This is a genomic window from Pantoea sp. FN0305 (assembly GCF_050113845.1).
GTDB lineage: Bacteria > Pseudomonadota > Gammaproteobacteria > Enterobacterales > Enterobacteriaceae > Mixta > Mixta alhagi.
In genome coordinates this window covers 91,801-110,105 of record NZ_JBNJSN010000008.1, presented here as the reverse complement: position 1 = coordinate 110,105, position 18,305 = coordinate 91,801, and the positions used below count along the sequence as shown (strand labels likewise).

The 18,305-nt window shown below is 53.8% G+C and carries 16 protein-coding genes and 1 riboswitch; of the genes, 9 read left to right on the top strand and 7 right to left on the bottom strand.

Annotated elements, in window-relative coordinates:
* Positions 1-208: 208 nt before the first annotated feature.
* The 3 genes from cra to ilvI all read right to left on the bottom strand — a co-directional run bounded on the left by cra (position 209) and on the right by ilvI (position 3,626).
* The gene (cra, locus tag ACQE3Y_RS16215; protein ID WP_426974460.1) at positions 209-1,213 is read right to left on the bottom strand and encodes a catabolite repressor/activator; all 1,005 of its coding nucleotides are present in this window, start codon (positions 1,211-1,213) and stop codon (positions 209-211) included.
* A gap of 194 nt (positions 1,214-1,407) precedes the next feature.
* Positions 1,408-1,899, bottom strand: a complete 492-nt coding sequence (gene ilvN / locus ACQE3Y_RS16210; RefSeq protein WP_085068015.1) for an acetolactate synthase small subunit — start codon at positions 1,897-1,899, stop codon at positions 1,408-1,410.
* Positions 1,900-1,901: 2 nt separating this feature from the next.
* Positions 1,902-3,626, bottom strand: a complete 1,725-nt coding sequence (ilvI, locus tag ACQE3Y_RS16205; protein ID WP_426974459.1) for an acetolactate synthase 3 large subunit — start codon at positions 3,624-3,626, stop codon at positions 1,902-1,904.
* 737 nt (positions 3,627-4,363) lie between these two features.
* Between ilvI and leuL the strand changes: the two genes are divergently transcribed.
* From leuL to leuD, 5 genes are all read left to right on the top strand, one after another.
* Positions 4,364-4,462: a leu operon leader peptide gene (gene leuL, locus ACQE3Y_RS16200; RefSeq protein WP_420851615.1), complete on the top strand. Its 99-nt coding sequence runs from the start codon at positions 4,364-4,366 to the stop codon at positions 4,460-4,462.
* A 99-nt stretch (positions 4,463-4,561) separates the two neighbouring features.
* Positions 4,562-6,127: a 2-isopropylmalate synthase gene (gene leuA, locus ACQE3Y_RS16195; RefSeq protein ID WP_426974458.1), complete on the top strand. Its 1,566-nt coding sequence runs from the start codon at positions 4,562-4,564 to the stop codon at positions 6,125-6,127.
* Positions 6,128-6,129: 2 nt separating this feature from the next.
* Positions 6,130-7,221 (top strand): 3-isopropylmalate dehydrogenase, encoded by a 1,092-nt coding sequence (gene leuB, locus ACQE3Y_RS16190; RefSeq protein ID WP_250651816.1) that lies wholly within the window; start codon positions 6,130-6,132, stop codon positions 7,219-7,221.
* A 2-nt stretch (positions 7,222-7,223) separates the two neighbouring features.
* On the top strand, positions 7,224-8,624 hold the full coding sequence (gene leuC / locus ACQE3Y_RS16185; RefSeq protein WP_426982083.1) for a 3-isopropylmalate dehydratase large subunit: 1,401 nt from the start codon (positions 7,224-7,226) through the stop codon (positions 8,622-8,624).
* A gap of 10 nt (positions 8,625-8,634) precedes the next feature.
* Positions 8,635-9,240, top strand: coding sequence for a 3-isopropylmalate dehydratase small subunit (gene leuD, locus ACQE3Y_RS16180; protein WP_426974456.1), 606 nt, complete (start codon positions 8,635-8,637; stop codon positions 9,238-9,240).
* A gap of 55 nt (positions 9,241-9,295) precedes the next feature.
* On the opposite strand, the gene ACQE3Y_RS16175 is transcribed toward leuD, so the two are convergent.
* The gene (locus ACQE3Y_RS16175) at positions 9,296-10,474 is read right to left on the bottom strand and encodes an MFS transporter (RefSeq protein WP_250651814.1); all 1,179 of its coding nucleotides are present in this window, start codon (positions 10,472-10,474) and stop codon (positions 9,296-9,298) included.
* Positions 10,475-10,803: 329 nt separating this feature from the next.
* Between ACQE3Y_RS16175 and sgrR the strand changes: the two genes are divergently transcribed.
* The 4 genes from sgrR to thiQ all read left to right on the top strand — a co-directional run bounded on the left by sgrR (position 10,804) and on the right by thiQ (position 15,917).
* Complete coding sequence (gene sgrR, locus ACQE3Y_RS16170) at positions 10,804-12,465, top strand: HTH-type transcriptional regulator SgrR (RefSeq protein ID WP_426982082.1); 1,662 nt, start codon at positions 10,804-10,806, stop codon at positions 12,463-12,465.
* A 37-nt stretch (positions 12,466-12,502) separates the two neighbouring features.
* A riboswitch (TPP riboswitch) is annotated at positions 12,503-12,605 on the top strand.
* Positions 12,606-12,650: 45 nt separating this feature from the next.
* Positions 12,651-13,637, top strand: a complete 987-nt coding sequence (thiB, locus tag ACQE3Y_RS16165; RefSeq protein WP_426982081.1) for a thiamine ABC transporter substrate binding subunit — start codon at positions 12,651-12,653, stop codon at positions 13,635-13,637.
* Positions 13,613-15,223 (top strand): thiamine/thiamine pyrophosphate ABC transporter permease ThiP, encoded by a 1,611-nt coding sequence (thiP, locus tag ACQE3Y_RS16160; RefSeq protein WP_426974453.1) that lies wholly within the window; start codon positions 13,613-13,615, stop codon positions 15,221-15,223. Before thiB ends, thiP begins: the two co-directional genes overlap by 25 nt.
* Positions 15,207-15,917, top strand: coding sequence for a thiamine ABC transporter ATP-binding protein ThiQ (gene thiQ, locus ACQE3Y_RS16155; RefSeq protein ID WP_426974452.1), 711 nt, complete (start codon positions 15,207-15,209; stop codon positions 15,915-15,917). Before thiP ends, thiQ begins: the two co-directional genes overlap by 17 nt.
* An 89-nt stretch (positions 15,918-16,006) precedes the next feature.
* On the opposite strand, the gene ACQE3Y_RS16150 is transcribed toward thiQ, so the two are convergent.
* From ACQE3Y_RS16150 to ACQE3Y_RS16140, 3 genes are all read right to left on the bottom strand, one after another.
* On the bottom strand, positions 16,007-16,771 hold the full coding sequence (locus ACQE3Y_RS16150) for a DedA family protein (protein ID WP_426974451.1): 765 nt from the start codon (positions 16,769-16,771) through the stop codon (positions 16,007-16,009).
* Positions 16,772-16,963: 192 nt separating this feature from the next.
* Positions 16,964-17,428 carry a DUF943 family protein gene (locus ACQE3Y_RS16145; protein WP_426982080.1) on the bottom strand — a complete coding sequence of 155 codons (465 nt, stop codon included), beginning with the start codon at positions 17,426-17,428 and terminating at the stop codon, positions 16,964-16,966.
* Positions 17,425-18,267, bottom strand: coding sequence for a DUF3289 family protein (locus ACQE3Y_RS16140; RefSeq protein ID WP_426974449.1), 843 nt, complete (start codon positions 18,265-18,267; stop codon positions 17,425-17,427). The genes ACQE3Y_RS16145 and ACQE3Y_RS16140 overlap by 4 nt, the downstream gene beginning before the upstream one ends.
* Between the last annotated feature and the right edge of the window lie 38 nt (positions 18,268-18,305).

Below are 18,305 nucleotides of genomic sequence, written 5' to 3'. Positions count from 1 at the left end.
TCTGGCGCGGCGGTTGGCCTGCTGAAGGAAAAGAGAATAAGTGAAGTGGTAAGAGAAAAAAGCCCCCAGCCGCTTTACTTTAATTTACTTAATATGGCTTCAGAGCGCTTTAAAATAAGCCTGTTTTTTATTAGTGGCGATTTTAAAAGCAAAAATATTTAAATATGTAAAAAAGGCAGCAGCGCTGCCTTACAATTAACTATTCATGTTACGCGCGGCTTAATTTTCCGCGTCGAACCAGATTGCGCCTAATCCGGGTTAAACCTGGTTTTGGCCTGCGCGGTTCATCCAGACTTGCCAATACTAATTCCAGTACCCGCTCCGCAACATCGCGGTGACGCTGCGCCACCGCTAATACCGGGCACTCAAGGAAATCGAGCAGTTCATGATCACCAAAGGTGGCGATAGCCAGATCGGTTGGCAGGCGCCCTTCTCGCTGCAGCGTGACATCCATTACGCCCTGCAACAGACCAAACGAGGTGGTAAAAAGCGCCTCAGGCATTGGATGATCTTCCAGATAATTTTCAAACAGCGTCGCAGCCGCTGCCCGCTCAAAACTGTTGGCATAGATGAAATCAATAGGACGCTTATCATCACGCCAGGCCTCGCGGAACCCCATTTCACGCAGGAAACTCACTGAAAGTTCAGGTAGCGCGCCAAGATAAAGCACGTTTTTTACAGGCAGCTGACGCAATTCAGCTGCCAGCGCCTGCGCATCTTCCTGATCGGCGCCAACCACGCTGGTAAAGTGTTCACGATCCAGCGCACGGTCCAGCGCAATAATCGGCAGCGAATTATTCGCCCAGCGCTGGTAGAAAGGATGCTCCGGTGGCAGAGAGGTGGAAACAATGATGGCGTCGACCTGACGCTGTAACAGATGTTCAATGCAGCGCATTTCGTTATCCGGCTGGTCTTCTGAACAGGCGATAAGCAGCTGATAACCGCGCTGACGCGCCTGACGTTCCAGATAGTTGGCAATGCGCGTATAGCTGGTATTCTCCAGATCGGGAATAACCAGCCCGATTGAGCGCGTTCTGCCCGCTCGCAGCCCGGCAGCTACCGCGTTTGGATGGTAATTATGCTCGCGCACGACCGCCATCACTTTCTCCACGGTTTTATCGCTGACACGATACTGCCGGGCCTTGCCATTGATGACATAGCTGGCGGTAGTACGCGACACGCCGGCAAGACGCGCTATTTCATCCAGTTTCACAATCACTCCACATCGGTAATGCCATGGCGCAGGCCAATAGCCGCAGCATAGCTAAAGGTAAGCTTTTTTTACATCTAACCGCAGAAAGCGCCAGCGGGCAACCGCTTTTAATGGCAAAAATGAGGCATATCAGAAAATAAAAAAACCCGGCAGAACGCCGGGTTAGCAACAGAATGGATTATCACCAAGGATGATTAACGCATAATACGATCGCCGCGTGAAACGCCTACCACGCCGGAGCGCGCAACTTCGACAATTTCCGCTACGTCCCGCAACGTACTAAGAAACGCATCCAGCTTATCGCTGGTGCCGGCCAGCTGAACCGTGTAAAGCGTTGGCGTCACGTCAACGATCTGCCCACGGAAGATCTCCGCGCTTCGCTTTACCTCTTCACGCCCATAGCCGCTGGCCTGAATTTTCACCAGCATAATTTCCCGCTCAATATGCGCCCCCTGCCCCAGCTCGGTAACGCGCAGCACATCCACCAGCTTGTGCAGTTGCTTTTCAATCTGCTCCAGCGCCTTTTCATCGCCAACGGTCTGAATCGTCATGCGTGACAACGTAGGATCGTCAGTCGGCGCGACCGTCAGACTTTCAATATTGTAGCCGCGCTGTGAAAACAGACCGACCACGCGGGACAATGCGCCAGATTCGTTTTCCAGCAGAACCGATAAAATACGACGCATAATTAAGTCCTCTCCGTTTTGCTTAACCACATTTCGTCCATACTGCCACCGCGGATCTGCATTGGATAAACATGCTCGCTGCCGTCCACGTTAACATCCACGAATACCAGACGCCCCTGCGCGACCGTTTCCAGCGCCAGCGCCAGTTTTTCTTCCAGTTCAGCTGGATGAGAAATAGAGATACCCACATGACCGTAGGCTTCCGCCAGCCGCACGAAATCCGGCAGCGATTCCATATAAGAATGGGAGTGGCGACCAGAGTAGATCATATCCTGCCACTGCTTAACCATGCCCAGATAGCGGTTGTTCAGGTTCAGCACCAGAACCGGCAGGTTGTACTGCAGCGCAGTGGAAAGCTCCTGAATATTCATCTGGATACTGCCGTCACCGGTAACGCAAACCACCGTTTCCTGCGGCAGCGCCAGCTTAACCCCAATCGCCGCAGGCAGGCCGAAGCCCATGGTGCCGAGGCCGCCAGAGTTAATCCAGCGGCGCGGCCGCTCAAAAGGATAGTAGAGCGCAGCGAACATTTGATGCTGGCCAACATCAGAGGTGACATACGCCTCGCCTTTGGTCAGACGCCACAGTGTCTCGATCGCCGCCTGCGGCTTGATCTTGTCACTGTTGCGATCGAACTCCAGACATTTACGCGCGCGCCAGCCTTCGATGCTCTGCCACCAGTCGCGCAGGCTATCGAAATCCTGACGCGTATCCCCTTCCGGCAGCAGCTCCAGCATCTGTTGCAGCACCTGCCGCGCATCGCCGACCACCGGAATATCCGCCGCAACGGTTTTTGAAATCGTCGTCGGATCGACATCGATATGCAGCACGGTAGCGTCCGGACAATATTTCGCCAGATTATTGGTGGTGCGATCGTCGAAACGTACGCCAACGGCAAAAATAAGGTCGGCGTTGTGCATCGTCATATTGGCTTCATAGGTGCCGTGCATTCCCAGCATTCCCAGATTTTGACGATGCGTGCCCGGAAATGCGCCCAGCCCCATTAATGAATTCGTAACCGGCAGATTGAGTTTTTCCCCCAGGGCTTGCAGCTCTTCATGACAGCCGGAAAGAATGGCACCGCCGCCCACGTACATTACCGGCCTTTTCGCCCCCAGCAATGCCTGAACCGCGCGTTTGATCTGCCCTTTGTGCCCCTGAGTGGTCGGGTTATAGGAACGCATGCTGACGCTTTCCGGCCAGACATACGGCAGCTTATTGGCAGGGTTAAGAATATCTTTCGGCAGATCGATCACCACCGGGCCAGGACGGCCGCTGGCCGCCAGCCAGAACGCTTTTTTGATGATGGTCGGGATCTCTTCGGTCTGTTTCACCAGAAAGCTGTGCTTTACGATAGGGCGTGAAATACCCACCATATCGCACTCCTGAAACGCATCGTAGCCGATAAGCGAAGAAGGAACCTGGCCGGACAGCACCACCATTGGAATAGAATCCATATAGGCAGTGGCGATGCCGGTGATGGCGTTGGTTGCGCCGGGGCCTGAGGTGACCAGCACCACGCCGACGTCCCCCGTTGCGCGCGCATAACCGTCGGCCATATGCACTGCGCCCTGCTCATGACGCACCAGTACATGGTCAATGCCGCCTACGGTTTGTAGCGCGTCATAAATATCCAGCACTGCCCCGCCGGGGTAACCAAAAACATGCTTTACGCCCTGATCGATTAACGATCGGACCACCATCTCAGCTCCTGATAACATCTCCATTTTTGCCTCCCGGCTTTCAGTTTGCTTTCTACTCAGGCCGTTACCCACCATCGTCGCGCAATGCACCAGCGCCTGGCGATGGCTCTACGCAGAGTTAAACAGTGTGTTAATGCTCAAACCCTGAAATGCATTTTCAGGGGCAGGTACAGGGGGAATAAAGCCCTTGCAGATTTTTATCTTGGCTTTGGACAATTAACATAACCGCAGAAATCTTGTTGGGTAAACCCTAAACTTGTCGACAGGTTCGCAGTGGTTTTCTTAATTTCGCTGTTAACCAGACCGATTGACAGAAAAAACGCTGAAGCTGCCGCTTAGTATCAGCGCATTATGCTGTGTATCGGTTTATTCATAGCAAAAACTTATCATTATCAGTTTTTTTAGCGTAACCGAAGCCGTAAAAGAAAAAACGGGAAATTATCGCTGGTAAGATATTCTGCCATACCCAATAGATTTGCTATTTTGTCCGGCAAATGTGCCGACGTTTCGGGATAAAAAATTCTGCCTTGGCCTTAACAACGCCTTATCAATCAATACCCTTTACATACCCAACATATTTAACCTTTTGATTTAAAAGAATTAAGTAAAAGTAAAAATCAACAAATATCATATATTCTGTTGATAACATCTGCTGTGATATTTATCTCTTTTCCATCAACCCTTTTTATGCAATTTACGGCTCCCCTCAGGGTTGACATCACTCACGCGATCAAGTACCAATAAAAACAGCACAGAAATTAATGGAGCCTGATTCAATGATTCGTTCATTCCGCCTACTCGGACTACTACTAAACGCATATCACTTGCGCGGTAGTCGTGTGGGCGGAATCAGTCACTGATTCAGGCTAACAAAACGAAAAAACCCGCGCCAATGCGCGGGTTTTTTTATGCTCGTGACACAGGCGAACCGGTAAAAGCCAACTGAAAGGAAAAATACGATGAGCCAACAAGTCATTATTTTCGATACCACTCTGCGCGACGGCGAGCAGGCTTTGCAGGCCAGTCTGAGTGTTAAAGAAAAACTGCAGATTGCACTGGCGCTGGAGCGTATGGGCGTTGACGTCATGGAAGTCGGCTTTCCGGTTTCCTCTCCTGGTGACTTTGAGTCCGTGCAGACCATCGCCCGCACCATTAAAAACAGCCGCGTCTGTGGGCTGGCACGCTGCGTGGAGAAAGATATCGATGCTGCTTATGAAGCGCTGCGCGTGGCGGAGGCTTTCCGTATTCACACCTTTATCGCCACTTCGCCGATGCATATCGCCACCAAGTTACGCAGTACCTTGCCAGAGGTGATTGAGCGTGCGGTCTATATGGTAAAGCGTGCGCGTAACTACACCAGCGACGTTGAATTCTCCTGTGAAGATGGCGGTCGTACGCCGATTGATGATCTGTGTCGCGTCGTGGAAGCAGCAATTGATGCTGGTGCCACTACCATCAATATCCCGGATACCGTTGGCTATACCCTGCCGCACGAATACGCGCATATTATCGCTTCGCTGCGTGAGCGGGTGCCCAACATCGATAAAGCGATTTTATCAGTGCATACCCATGACGATTTAGGCATGGCGGTTGGCAACTCCATCGCGGCAGTCATGGCTGGCGCGCGCCAGGTTGAGGGGACGCTGAATGGATTGGGTGAACGCGCCGGTAACTGCGCGCTGGAAGAAGTGATTATGGCAATAAAGACCCGCGCCGCCATGATGGACGTTCACACCAATATTCATCACCACGAAATCTGGCGCACCAGCCAGACCGTTAGCCAGATCTGTAATATGCCGATCCCGGCGAATAAAGCAGTGATTGGTTCCAATGCTTTCGCCCACTCCTCTGGTATCCATCAGGATGGCGTGCTGAAAAATCGTGAAAACTACGAAATCATGACGCCGGAGTCGATTGGTCTGAATCAGGTTCAGCTGAACCTGACATCACGCTCCGGCCGCGCGGCGGTAAAACACCGCATGGAAGAGATGGGTTATCAGGAAAGCGATTATAACCTCGATTCGCTGTATGACGCCTTCCTGAAACTGGCGGATAAAAAAGGTCAGGTATTTGACTATGACCTGGAAGCGCTGGCCTTTATTAACAAACGAAACGAAGAGCCGGAATATTTCCAGCTGAAGGATTTCAACGTCCAGTCAGGCTCCTCCATCACTGCCACCGCCTCGGTGCATATGATCTGCGGCGATGAGATTCAGTCAGAGGCCGCCACCGGCAACGGCCCGGTAGATGCCGTTTACCAGGCGATTAACCGTATCACCACCTTTGATACTGAACTGGTGAAATATCAGCTCACCGCAAAAGGCCACGGCGAGAATGCGCTGGGCCAGGTTGATATCGTGGTTGACTACAACGGGCGGAAATTCCACGGCGTGGGCCTGGCGACCGATATTGTTGAATCCTCCGTTAAAGCGATGGTTAACGCATTAAATACTATCTGGCGCGCCAAACAGGTAGAGCAGGAACTGCAGCGTAAATCGATTAAAGAACAGAAGGAAACGGTATAACCATGACGCAAACTCATCATATCGCAGTATTACCGGGCGACGGTATTGGTCCTGAAGTCATGGCTCAGGCGATAAAAGTACTGGAGGCGATTCGTCAGCGTTTTGGCATGCGCATTACCACCAGTGAATATGACGTAGGGGGCATTGCCATCGATCGTCACGGTGAACCGCTGCCTGCCGCCACGGTGACCGGTTGTGAACAGGCGGACGCAATTCTGTTTGGTTCGGTCGGCGGGCCAAAGTGGGAGCATCTGCCGCCTGCCCAACAGCCGGAGCGCGGCGCACTGCTGCCCCTGCGTAAACATTTCAAGCTGTTCAGCAACTTGCGTCCCGCCAGCTTATATAAAGGTCTGGAAGCTTTCTGCCCGTTGCGCAGCGATATAGCCGCGCGTGGCTTCGATATTCTCTGCGTTCGTGAACTGACCGGCGGCATCTATTTCGGTCAGCCAAAAGGCCGTGAAGGCAGCGGTATGCATGAGAAAGCCTTTGATACTGAAGTGTATCACCGCTTTGAAATCGAACGCATCGCCCGTATCGCCTTTGAGTCGGCGCGCAAACGCCGCAGCAAAGTGACCTCCATTGATAAAGCAAACGTACTGCAAACCTCGGTTATGTGGCGTGAGATCGTCAGCGAAGTGGCGAAAGATTACCCGGATGTACAGCTGAGCCATATGTATATCGATAACGCCACCATGCAGTTAATTAAAGATCCGTCGCAGTTTGATGTGCTGCTCTGCTCTAACCTGTTTGGCGATATTTTGTCTGACGAGTGCGCAATGATTACCGGCTCGATGGGTATGCTGCCCTCTGCCAGTCTGAACGAGCAGGGGTTTGGTCTCTACGAACCAGCTGGTGGCTCCGCTCCGGATATCGCCGGTAAAAACATTGCTAACCCAATTGCGCAAATCCTGTCGCTGGCGCTGCTGCTGCGCTATAGCCTGGATGCGGATGAGGCAGCTAACGCCATTGAAAGCGCCATTAACCGCGCGCTGGAAGAAGGTTATCGCACCAGCGATTTGGCCGGTAACGGTCCCTCTGTAAGCACCGACGAAATGGGCTCGATGATTGCCCGCTTTATCGCCGAGGAAGTATAAAAATGAGCAAAACATTATACCAGAAGCTGTTTGATGCCCATGTCGTGCATGAAGCGCCCAACGAGACGCCGCTGCTGTATATCGATCGTCACCTGGTGCATGAGGTAACCTCACCGCAGGCCTTCGACGGGCTGCGCGCTCATGGCCGCAAAGTTCGCCAGCCGTCAAAAACCTTTGCGACCATGGATCATAACGTCTCGACGCAAACCAAAGACATCAACGCCTCCGGCGAGATGGCGCGTATTCAGATGCAGGAGCTGATGAAAAACTGCGCTGAGTTCGGCGTGCAGCTGTATGACCTGAACCATCCTTATCAGGGCATTGTGCATGTTATCGGCCCGGAACAGGGGATGACGCTGCCGGGCATGACCATCGTCTGCGGCGATTCCCATACGGCGACGCACGGCGCTTTCGGCTCGCTGGCCTTTGGCATCGGCACTTCAGAGGTAGAGCATGTGCTGGCGACACAGACGCTGAAGCAGGGCCGTGCCAAAACCATGAAAATTGAAGTCACCGGCCAGGCCGCGCCAGGCATCACGGCGAAAGATATTGTGCTGGCGATTATCGGCAAAACCGGCAGCGCGGGCGGTACCGGTCACGTTGTGGAGTTTTGCGGTCCGGCGATCGAAGCGCTGAGCATGGAAGGCCGCATGACCTTATGCAATATGGCGATTGAGATGGGCGCGAAAGCGGGCCTGGTTGCGCCCGATGACACCACGTTTAACTATCTGAAAGGCCGTCAGTTCGCACCGCAGGGCGAACAGTGGGAGCAGGCCGTTAATTACTGGCGTACCCTGAAATCAGACAGCGACGCGCATTTCGATGCCGTGGTGACGCTGGACGCCGCTGAAATAGCGCCGCAGGTTACCTGGGGCACCAACCCCGGTCAGGTGATCGCGGTTAATCAGCAGATCCCTGACCCCGCTTCTTTCACCGATCCGGTAGAGCGCGCTTCGGCGGAAAAAGCGCTGGCCTATATGAACCTGCAGCCTGGCATAAAGCTGACCGACGTGAATATCGATAAAGTCTTTATTGGCTCCTGCACCAATTCACGCATTGAAGATTTACGCGCCGCCGCAGAGATTGCCAGGGGGCGTAAAGTTGCACCGGGCGTGGTGGCTATGGTGGTGCCAGGCTCAGGCCCGGTAAAAGCGCAGGCGGAAGCAGAAGGACTGGATAAAATCTTTCTTGAGGCGGGTTTTGAATGGCGTCTGCCCGGGTGCTCTATGTGCCTGGCGATGAACAACGATCGCCTGAATCCCGGCGAGCGCTGCGCCTCCACCAGCAACCGTAACTTTGAAGGCCGTCAGGGCCGTGGTGGACGCACGCATCTGGTTAGCCCGGCAATGGCTGCCGCTGCCGCCATCGCTGGCCGTTTTGCTGATATTCGTGAACTGAACTGAGGAATCGATCGTGGCGAAAAAATTTACTCAACATACCGGTATTGTCGCCCCGCTGGACGCGGCTAACGTTGATACCGATGCGATTATTCCCAAACAGTTTTTGCAAAAGGTGACCCGTACCGGCTTTGGTCAGCACCTGTTTCACGACTGGCGTTTTGAAGATGATGCGGGTACGCAGCCGAACCCCAGCTTCGTGCTGAATAAGCCGCAGTTTCACGGTGCCAGCATCTTACTGGCACGGGAAAACTTTGGCTGTGGCTCATCGCGCGAACATGCGCCCTGGGCATTAACTGATTTTGGTTTTCAGGTGGTGATCGCGCCCAGCTTCGCCGATATTTTTTATGGCAACAGCTTTAATAATCAGCTGCTGCCGGTACGGTTAAGTGAAGAAGAAGTGGATGAGCTGTTCCGTTTGGTCGCGGCCCAGCCAGGCATTGAGTTTACGGTGGATTTAACCAGCCAGACGGTTAATGCCGGCGATAAAACTTACGCTTTTGAAATCGACAGTTTTCGTCGCCACTGCATGATTAACGGTCTCGACAGTATTGGCCTGACGCTGCAGCATGATGCGGCTATCGCCGATTACGAACAGAAACAGCCCGCTTTTCTGCGTTAATCAGTAACAGGCCTTCCGGCGGTTGGCGTCGGAAGGCCTGCTTTTCTATCCAGCCCTATGCGTTGCGTACCCGCGTCGCCAGCGCAAAAGACCCTAGCGCCAGCCCCAGTGCCAGCCAGTAAACCGTATAGTGTCCAAACGACTCCGCCAGCGTTCCCTGTAAGAGACCGGCGAGAATGGTGCCGGTTGAGATACTGTTAGTGAATAAGGTGGTTGCTGCGCCTGGTCGCCCTGGCATTAAATCCTGAAACCACAACATTCCGATTCCGGCGATAATGCCGATAAACAGCGCGTTAAAAACCTGCAAAAACATCAGCGCAGTGCGCGACTGAAACAGCACCAGCCCCAGATAAAACAGCACGCCGGAAGCGATGGCGATCAACATAATACGCCGCTTGCCGGTGCGTTTTACGTAATGTCCGGCTAACAGCATAATCGGGATCTCCAGCCCGGCGGCGGTGCCCATCAGCAGCCCAGCCAGCCGCTCGGGAAGCCCCAGCACCGTACTAATATAGAGTGGCATATCAATGATATACATGGTGTTGCAGGTCCACATCATCATGGATGCCACAAACAGCAGCCGCACATCTTTATTGCGCCAGGCGCTGATCTGCGTCAGCAGCACCTCCGGGGACTGCTCTACGCGCGGCACCGACGGCAGCGCAAAACCAACCAGCGCCAGACAAATCAGAAACAGGATCGCTGCCACCACAAACATCGTGGTAAAGCCGTAATTCAGCGCCAGCGCAAAAGAGAGCGGCGGCCCAATCACCCATGCCAGCGAAAGCTGGGCGCGCATGACCGAACTAAACATCACCACTTCACGCGCCGAACGGTCGGCATATTCCCGTGCCAGCGCAAAGATTTGCGGCATGGAAACGCTGGCCAGCGAAGAGAGCAGCACGCCAAGAGTAATCAGCGTCAGGTAATGACGGTTAAAGGCAAACAGCAGGGCATTCACCAATGCCATCGAGCAACAGAACAGGATCAGCTTACGGCGATCGCCCCGATTATCCGAGCGCTTCGCCAGCAGTAAACTGACCACAATCCCGGCTACCGCGTTAACGGTATAAAACAGGCCTACCCAAAAAGGCCGCACGCCGACTTCATGCGACAGGAACAGGCTCAGCGTTGGCGCCTGCAGAGCGCCAGCGATACCCACCATAAAAGAGACGGCCATAAAAGCGAGATAAACCGGATTCAGACGGCGGCGGCGCGTCAGCAGAAATTTCATAACGTTTCCTGTACCTGGAAAAAAAGAATGGTAAGCACCCGCAAAACAGACGCCGCAGGCAGACACACAAGCTGCATGGCTACGGTTATCGTTGTAGAAGAAAGCACAGGAAAACGAAAAAAGCCAGCAGCGTCAATGCCTGCTGGCGGTGTAATTGCACTCTACTCAGATGTTATAGCGGGGCGAGAGTTCCACAATATCGAACAGGCCCCGCCAGGATAAAAGTACGCCAGCCAATAAGGCTGCCTCCCGCACTTTTATCTGCCGTTATTATCGCCATAATAAGGAAATGGAAAAACTACCCAATCTTTTAACAGAGTTCCCCTTTTATGCCTTCATCACGCCTGCAACATCATTTTATTCGTCTGTGGCAGAGCTGTAACGGCCAGACGCAGGAAACCACGCTGCAAATGCTGGCGCAACAGATGCACTGCTCGCGTCGCCATATGCGTAACCTGTTAAATGCGATGCAGGCTGAAGGCTGGCTGCGCTGGGAGCCAGAAGCGGGACGCGGCAAACGTTCACAGCTGCATTTTTACGCCACCGGGCTGGCGCTTCGGCAGCAACGCGCCGAAGCGCTGCTGGAGCAGGATCGCATTGAACAGTTGGTGCAATTGGTTGGCGATAAAAACCAGGCGCGACAAATGATCACTTCGCGCCTGGGACGCAGCTTTCGTCAGGGCAAACATATTCTGCGCATTCCCTATTATCGTCCGCTGCTTAACCTGCTGCCCGGCTCGCCGCTGCGTCGTTCGGAAACCCATCTGGCACGGCAGATTTTCAGCAGTCTGCTGCGTATAAATGAGGAAAACGGGGAACTGGAACCGGATATTGCCCACCACTGGCAGTGCCTGTCACCACAGCACTGGCGTTTTTATTTGCGTCCCGCTATTCAGTTTCACCATGGCCGCGAGCTGGATATGACGGATGTGATCCTTAGCCTGCAGCGTCTGACGTCGCAGCCGCTTTTCTCCCACTTGAGCGCGATTGAATCGCCTACGGCCTGGACGCTGGATATTCACCTTAGCCAGCCCGATCGCTGGCTGCCGTGGCTGTTAGGCAGCGCCAGCGCGATGATTCTGCCCAAAGAGTGGCCAGAGCTGCCCAGCTACAGCCGCCAGCCTATCGGCACCGGTCCCTATTCGGTGGTTCAGAATCAGCAGTCGCAGCTTAAAATACAGGCGTTTGATGACTATTTCGGCTATCGCGCCCTGATTGATGAGGTCAACATCTGGGTACTGCCTGAAATCAGTGAAGAGCTGGTTTACGCAGGCGTTAAACTGCAGGGCGGCGGAAAGGATGAGAAATCGGAAGAGAGTCGGCTTGAAGAAGGCTGCTACTTTTTACTGTTCGATCAGCGTTCGGAAAAAGGACGCGATCCACAGATACGCCGCTGGGTCAGCACCCTGCTAAACACCATAACGCTGCTGAACAACGCAAGCGTCGGCTATCAGCGCTACTGGTTTCCCGCCTGGGGATTGCTGCCGCGCTGGCATCATCGCCCGCCACAGCATACCCTCGCCAAACCGGAAGGGCTGACTGAACTGACGCTGACCTGGTATAGCGATCATATTGAACATCAGGGCATTGCCAGGCTGCTGGAGCCATTGCTGGCGGCGCAGGGAGTCCGCCTGATTACGCAGGAGATCGATTACGCCAGCTGGTATCACGGCACGGCGAAAAGCGATCTCTGGCTGGGCAGCGTTAACTTTACCCTGCCGCTGAAGTTTTCCGTTTTTGCTCTGCTGTATGAGCTGCCGCTGTTACATCACTGCATCGATATTGACTGGCAGGCTGATGCCGGACGCTGGCGTCGGCAGGAACTATCGCTGGCGGAATGGTGTCAGGCGCTGGTGAATAACCATCACCTGCATCCGTTGTTTCATCACTGGCTGCTGCTGGAAGGAGAACGCAGTATGCGCGGCGTGCGGATGAATACGCTGGGATGGTTTGATTTTAAGTCTGCATGGTTTGCACCGCCGGAAACCTGATGCTTTCGTTAACCCACCGAAAACACTACACTAACAGCCGTTCTCAACGGGGTGTGGAAAACAACAAACTTTCCACTGAGAGAAACCCGTCGAACCTGATCCGGTTAATACCGGCGTAGGGATTTGAGATGCGGTATCCCCTCAGATCATGCGCCCTGTTATTTTTCCTCCTCAAGGAGCGCAACGTGTTGAAAAAATTTTTGCCCGTTCTGCTGTTGCTGTCTGCCCCAGTTTTTGCTGCCAGCCCCACGTTAACCGTTTATACCTATGACTCTTTCGCTGCTGAATGGGGCCCTGGTCCGGCGGTGAAGAAAGCATTTGAAGCGCAATGCGGCTGCGAACTGAAGTTTGTCGCACTGGAAGATGGCGTGTCGCTGCTGAATCGTCTGCGCATGGAAGGTAAAAACAGCAAGGCTGATGTGGTGCTTGGGCTGGATAACAACCTGATTCAGGCGGCGGAACAGACCGGCCTGTTTACGCCCAGCAACGTCAATACCGCCAGCCTGACGCTGCCGGACGGCTGGCGTAACCGCACCTTTATTCCCTATGACTACGGCTATTTCGCCTTTGTATACGATAAAAACAAGCTGAAAAATCCGCCGCAAAGCCTGAAAGAGCTGGTTGAGAGCGATCAACCGTGGCGGGTGATCTATGAAGATCCGCGTACCAGCACGCCGGGCCTCGGCCTGCTGCTGTGGATGCAAAAAGTGTACGGCGACGATGCCCCGCAGGCGTGGCAGAAGCTGGCGAAGAAAACCGTTACCGTCACCAAAGGCTGGAGCGAAGCCTACGGTCTGTTTTTGAAAGGCGAAGGCGACCTGGTGCTGAGCTACACCACCTCTCCGGCTTATCACCTGATCGCCGAGAAAAAGGATCACTATGCGGCGGCGAATTTTGCTGAAGGGCATTACCTGCAGGTTGAAGTTGCGGCGCAGCTGAAAAACAGCAGCCATCCGCAACTGGCGCAGCAGTTCATGCAATTTATGATCAGTGAACCGTTCCAGCAGGCGATCCCCACCGGCAACTGGATGTATCCGGTCACCAAAACCGCCCTGCCCGACGGTTTCAATACGCTGACGGTGCCGAAAACGGCACTGGAGTTTACGCCTCAACAGGTTGCGCAGCAGCGCGCTGAATGGATTAATACATGGCAACGCGCCGTCAGCCGCTGATCCCCGGCTGGCTCTGGCCTGGCCTGCTAACCGCCACGCTGCTGGTTACCGTGGCGCTGCTGGCTTTTGGCGCGCTGTGGTTTAACGCGCCGGAGAGCGACTGGCGCAGCCTGCTGCAGGATAGCTATCTGCGGCATGTGGTTGCGTTTTCATTCTGGCAGGCGCTGCTTTCTGCACTTTTGTCAGTGGTTCCGGCGATTCCGCTGGCACGGGCGCTCTGGCGGCGGCGTTTCCCTGGTCGCCAGCTGCTGCTGCGGCTATGTGCGATGACGCTGGTGCTGCCGGTCCTGGTGGCAGTGTTCGGTTTGTTGAGCGTTTACGGACGCGAAGGCTGGCTGGCGCAACTCTGTGCACTGTTCGGCGTCAGGTATGATTTCTCCCTCTATGGGTTACAGGGCATTTTGCTGGCGCATGTGTTCTTTAATCTGCCACTGGCGACGCGTCTGCTGTTGCAGGCGCTGGAAAATATTCCCGGCGAACAGCGTCAGCTGGCGGCTCAGTTAGGGATCGAAGGCTTTAATTTCTTCCGCCTGGTAGAGTGGCCCTGGCTACGCCGCCAGATTTTACCGGCGGCGGCGCTGATTTTTATGCTCTGTTTCGCCAGCTTCGCTACCGTGCTGTCGCTGGGCGGCGGACCGCAGGCGACCACCATCGAACTGGCGATCTTTCAGGCGCTCAGTTATGACTACGATCCTGCGCGGGCAGCCTTGCTCTCTCTGTTGCAGATGGTTTGCTGTCTGGGGTTGGTGATGCTAAGCCAGCGCCTGAGTAAGGCACTGCCTGGCGGCGATGTTTCTCTGAACGGCTGGCGCGCGGCCCATCGCAGCCTGGGCTCGCGGCTGCGGGATACGCTGTGCATTACGCTGGCGCTACTGTTACTGCTGCCGCCGCTGCTGGCGGTGATTGTTGACGGCGCGCGTCAGGGCTTTAGCAGTTTGCTGCACCAGCCGGCTCTCTGGCAGGCAACCTGGACTTCGCTGCGTATTGCACTGGCCGCCGGTCTGATTGCCGTGCTGTTAACCATGCTGCTGCTGTGGAGCAGCCGCGAGCTGCGTCAGCGTCAGCGTCTGCTGGCCGGGCAGGCACTGGAGATGAGCGGCATGTTGATCCTCGCGATGCCGGGCATTGTACTGGCGACCGGCTTTTTCTTGCTGCTTAACAACAGCGTCGGGCTGCCGCAGCAGGCAGACGGCATCGTGATCTTTACCAATGCGCTGATGGCGATCCCTTATGCGATGAAAGTGCTGGAAAATCCCATGTATGACATTACCGAACGCTATCAGCGTCTCTGTTTGTCCCTGGGTATTCGGGGCTGGCAACGGGTGCGGATGATTGAGCTGAAGGCGCTGAAGCGGCCGCTGACTCAGGCGCTGGCCTTTGCCTGCGTGCTTTCCATTGGCGATTTTGGCGTTGTGGCGCTGTTTGGCAATGCCGATTTCCGTACGTTGCCCTTCTATCTTTATCAGCAGATTGGCGCCTATCGCAGTGCCGATGGCGCGGTAACGGCGCTGCTGCTGCTGCTGCTCTGCTTTATTCTGTTCACTCTTATTGAAAAGCTACCGGGACGCCATGCTAACGCTGACTAATCTCACCTGGATGTATCACCATTTGCCGATGCGTTTTACGCTGTCGCTGCAGCCGGGCGAACGCGTCGCGGTGCTGGGCCCCAGCGGCGCCGGTAAAAGCACCCTGCTCAGTCTGGTAGCCGGATTTCTGTCGCCGCACAGTGGCACTATTGTACTCAACGGCGCGGATCATACGCATAGCGCTCCTGCCCAGCGCCCCGTATCTATGCTGTTTCAGGACAACAACTTATTCGCGCATCTGACCGTGGCGCAGAATATTGGGCTTGGGCTGCATCCGGGATTAAAACTGAATGCGGCGCAGCACCAGCAAATAGAGAACATCGCACGGCGGGTAGGGCTGGAAGCCTGTCTGGATCGTCTGCCAGGCGCGCTTTCCGGCGGGCAGCGCCAGCGGGCCGCACTGGCGCGCTGTCTGGTGCGGGAAAAACCGCTGCTGCTGCTGGATGAGCCATTTTCCGCGCTCGATCCCGCGCTGCGTAAGGAGATGCTGGCGCTGGTGGATGAAGTGTGCCGCGAACGCAAACTTACGCTGCTGATGGTGTCACACAGCCTGGAAGATGCCGCACAGATTGCCGCACGCAGCGTACTGGTGGTTGACGGGCGGATTTACTGGGATGGCGCAACCCATTCCCTGCTGCGCGGAGAAACTGAGGCGGCGGAAGTGCTGGGCATTCACTACCCGCGTAAAGAGTAGATAAGCACTACCGCTTTCTGTGTGAAGCAGCAGGCGAAGCGGGTTATCATGCCCGCTTCGTCATGTGTTGTGGATGAGGTAAGTAATTCTTATCCTACGAACACTTTCCATAGTAGCTGGCGGAAAATCGGCATCATTGGGTGGAACTGGATTGCCGTCAGGCTGCCCACGCCAAGTATAAAGCCCAGCGGCGCTAGCCAGCGCAGCCGCTCCACAGGCAGCCAGCGCGTCGCCCAGTCACGCTGTTTGTCGGCGCGCCACCAGCGCCAGCATAGCCATGCCCCCAGCCAAAGCAGCAGTGCCACCGCCAGCAGCAGCCAGATAAAACCGCCGCTCTGCGAATCCTTCGGCACATCGATCGCTACCCCGGCAAGGATGCCCGGCAACAGATAAAGCGGCGGCCATAAGATACTGCCAATGATGCTCGGCAGCAGAAACTTACGCGCCGGCAACTCCAGCATCCCTGCAGCCATCGGAATAAGCGGTCGCGTTGGCCCAACAAAGCGCCCTACCAGAATGGTAAACATGCTGTGCTGATGCAGCGCATGCTCGGTTCTGTCCAGCATTTTCTGGTGCTTTTTCAGATAGCTCCAGCGATGCAGTGGCCCCTGAAATTTCCAGCCAATACCATAGGAGATCCAGTCAGCCAGCAGGCAGCCCACCAGCCCTGCTGCCCAGGCGGGATAAAGCCCCAACTGGCCGCTGCCCACTAACGCGCCCAGGCTAGCCATCATGACCGTGCCAGGCAGCAGCAGGCCAACCAGCGCCAGCGATTCCAGAAACGTTACCAGTGCTACGGCAAATAGCGCCCATTCAAGCGATTGGGTAATCAGGTGTTCCAGCCAGGCTTCCATAAGCGTCCTCTGAGTCATCTTCGGCTGGATTGTCCTGAGCGGATGAGATAGCGTCAAGTAGGGATTTGTATGGGGATATTGACATGAATTGACAACGACTTTACCGCTGTCAAAGAGGCGTAGCGCTCTGCCCTGCCACAGAAAAGCACGCTGGTCGGAATGATGGCAGGCTGGCGGCTCCGCCTTCCTGATTTAGTTAAATCCCACTTCAACCAGCTCACCATTCGCTTTTTGTATGTAGCGGGTATTATTCAGCCAGTAACTGACTTCACCGTCACGGGTTAAGGTGATATACATTAACCGGTCCTTTTCGATACAGTTTTTTGGCGGTGGCATATCATCAAAACAAAGACGATCATATTTTTCCAGCGCTTTATAACCCTCGCCGAAGCGCCAGATAGCGATACTATAGCTACCGGTTTTATCAGACTTAGGAATGCCATAGTTCCTCTGTAAAAAAACTTTATTTTTCTCCCACCATTCTATTTTACCTTTATCACTCCACGGATAACGATCAACTAAAATATCGCTTCTATTAAGATGCTGATGAATAGCGATGATTTTAATTGGTTTCAAGGAGTAAAAAAAACCACCAACAATTGCAATAATAAAAACTGAAAATAAAAATATAAAAAAGCATTTTAATCGGCAGTTCATTTCTTGCCACCACTCAGGTTGATCACAGCACGCATATTAGTGAAAAAAGGTTTATAGCCATACTTATCATAGTGTTGCAATACAAACCAGATTTTAAAAAACCTAAACTGCCGAAACTTATCTTTCATGATATCGTTATCGTCAAGACCGAAATGATCCTGAGCCACATATTCAACCTTAGCTTCCCATGAATGGTTAAGCACCTGCAACGACAATACTTTAATTTCTATAGAGTGAATATCATGTACGGTTATTCCCAGCCCATTAATACTGTCTTGTTTTCTGGCAAACTTTGGCAATATAGTTGTTTGAATAGCGGTCCCAAACTCGTTGAATTTTTCCATAGGGAAATTTCTCTCTTTATAAATCAGGTTATTATTAATAACAGATTCGATTATTTTCAGAGAAGATTTACCTGAGTTATCTTCCAGTAGCTGATTCCTTAGCGCCATATCCAGCGCCGCATCGCTAAAAGGCGTGCCATCGGCGTACTGCATATGGTCAATCATCTTATTAATCAGCTGGCGATAAGGGCTATAGATGGAGAAAGGCCAGCTCAGGCTGCGCATTTCATCAAACAACAGCTGCGCGCAGGCTTTATGCGAACAGCTTCCCGTGTTGTTAACGGCGTGAGGGCGATAAAAGCGTGACTGCGGCAAATTGAACGGAGTAAGCCGTACGCCGGTGTAAGGGTTAACTTTCTCTGATACATCGGTAAGACGGTAGCGCTTTTGCAGCTGGTCAGCTGTCAGGTCGCCATATCGCATATCCGCAGCCGCCCTGTCATTCATTTTTCGCTGAGTGGAGAAAATAGTACATGGAAAGGTTAAAGCTGTCATTTATCGACTCCCTGCCAATGTTGCTTTTATACAGCCGC

Excerpts from the sequence above, each read along its gene's own strand:
- sgrR (WP_426982082.1), top strand. The coding sequence starts at position 10,804 with ATGCCTTCATCACGCCTGCAACATCATTTTATTCGTCTGTGGCAGAGC.
- ACQE3Y_RS16150 (WP_426974451.1), bottom strand. The coding sequence starts at position 16,771 with ATGGAAGCCTGGCTGGAACACCTGATTACCCAATCGCTTGAATGGGCG.
- leuL (WP_420851615.1), top strand. The coding sequence starts at position 4,364 with ATGGAGCCTGATTCAATGATTCGTTCATTCCGCCTACTCGGACTACTA.
- leuC (WP_426982083.1), top strand. The coding sequence starts at position 7,224 with ATGAGCAAAACATTATACCAGAAGCTGTTTGATGCCCATGTCGTGCAT.
- ilvI (WP_426974459.1), bottom strand. The coding sequence starts at position 3,626 with ATGGAGATGTTATCAGGAGCTGAGATGGTGGTCCGATCGTTAATCGAT.
- ilvN (WP_085068015.1), bottom strand. The coding sequence starts at position 1,899 with ATGCGTCGTATTTTATCGGTTCTGCTGGAAAACGAATCTGGCGCATTG.
- leuA (WP_426974458.1), top strand. The coding sequence starts at position 4,562 with ATGAGCCAACAAGTCATTATTTTCGATACCACTCTGCGCGACGGCGAG.
- leuB (WP_250651816.1), top strand. The coding sequence starts at position 6,130 with ATGACGCAAACTCATCATATCGCAGTATTACCGGGCGACGGTATTGGT.
- ACQE3Y_RS16175 (WP_250651814.1), bottom strand. The coding sequence starts at position 10,474 with ATGAAATTTCTGCTGACGCGCCGCCGCCGTCTGAATCCGGTTTATCTC.
- thiQ (WP_426974452.1), top strand. The coding sequence starts at position 15,207 with ATGCTAACGCTGACTAATCTCACCTGGATGTATCACCATTTGCCGATG.
- ACQE3Y_RS16140 (WP_426974449.1), bottom strand. The coding sequence starts at position 18,267 with ATGACAGCTTTAACCTTTCCATGTACTATTTTCTCCACTCAGCGAAAA.
- ACQE3Y_RS16145 (WP_426982080.1), bottom strand. The coding sequence starts at position 17,428 with ATGAACTGCCGATTAAAATGCTTTTTTATATTTTTATTTTCAGTTTTT.
- thiP (WP_426974453.1), top strand. The coding sequence starts at position 13,613 with ATGGCAACGCGCCGTCAGCCGCTGATCCCCGGCTGGCTCTGGCCTGGC.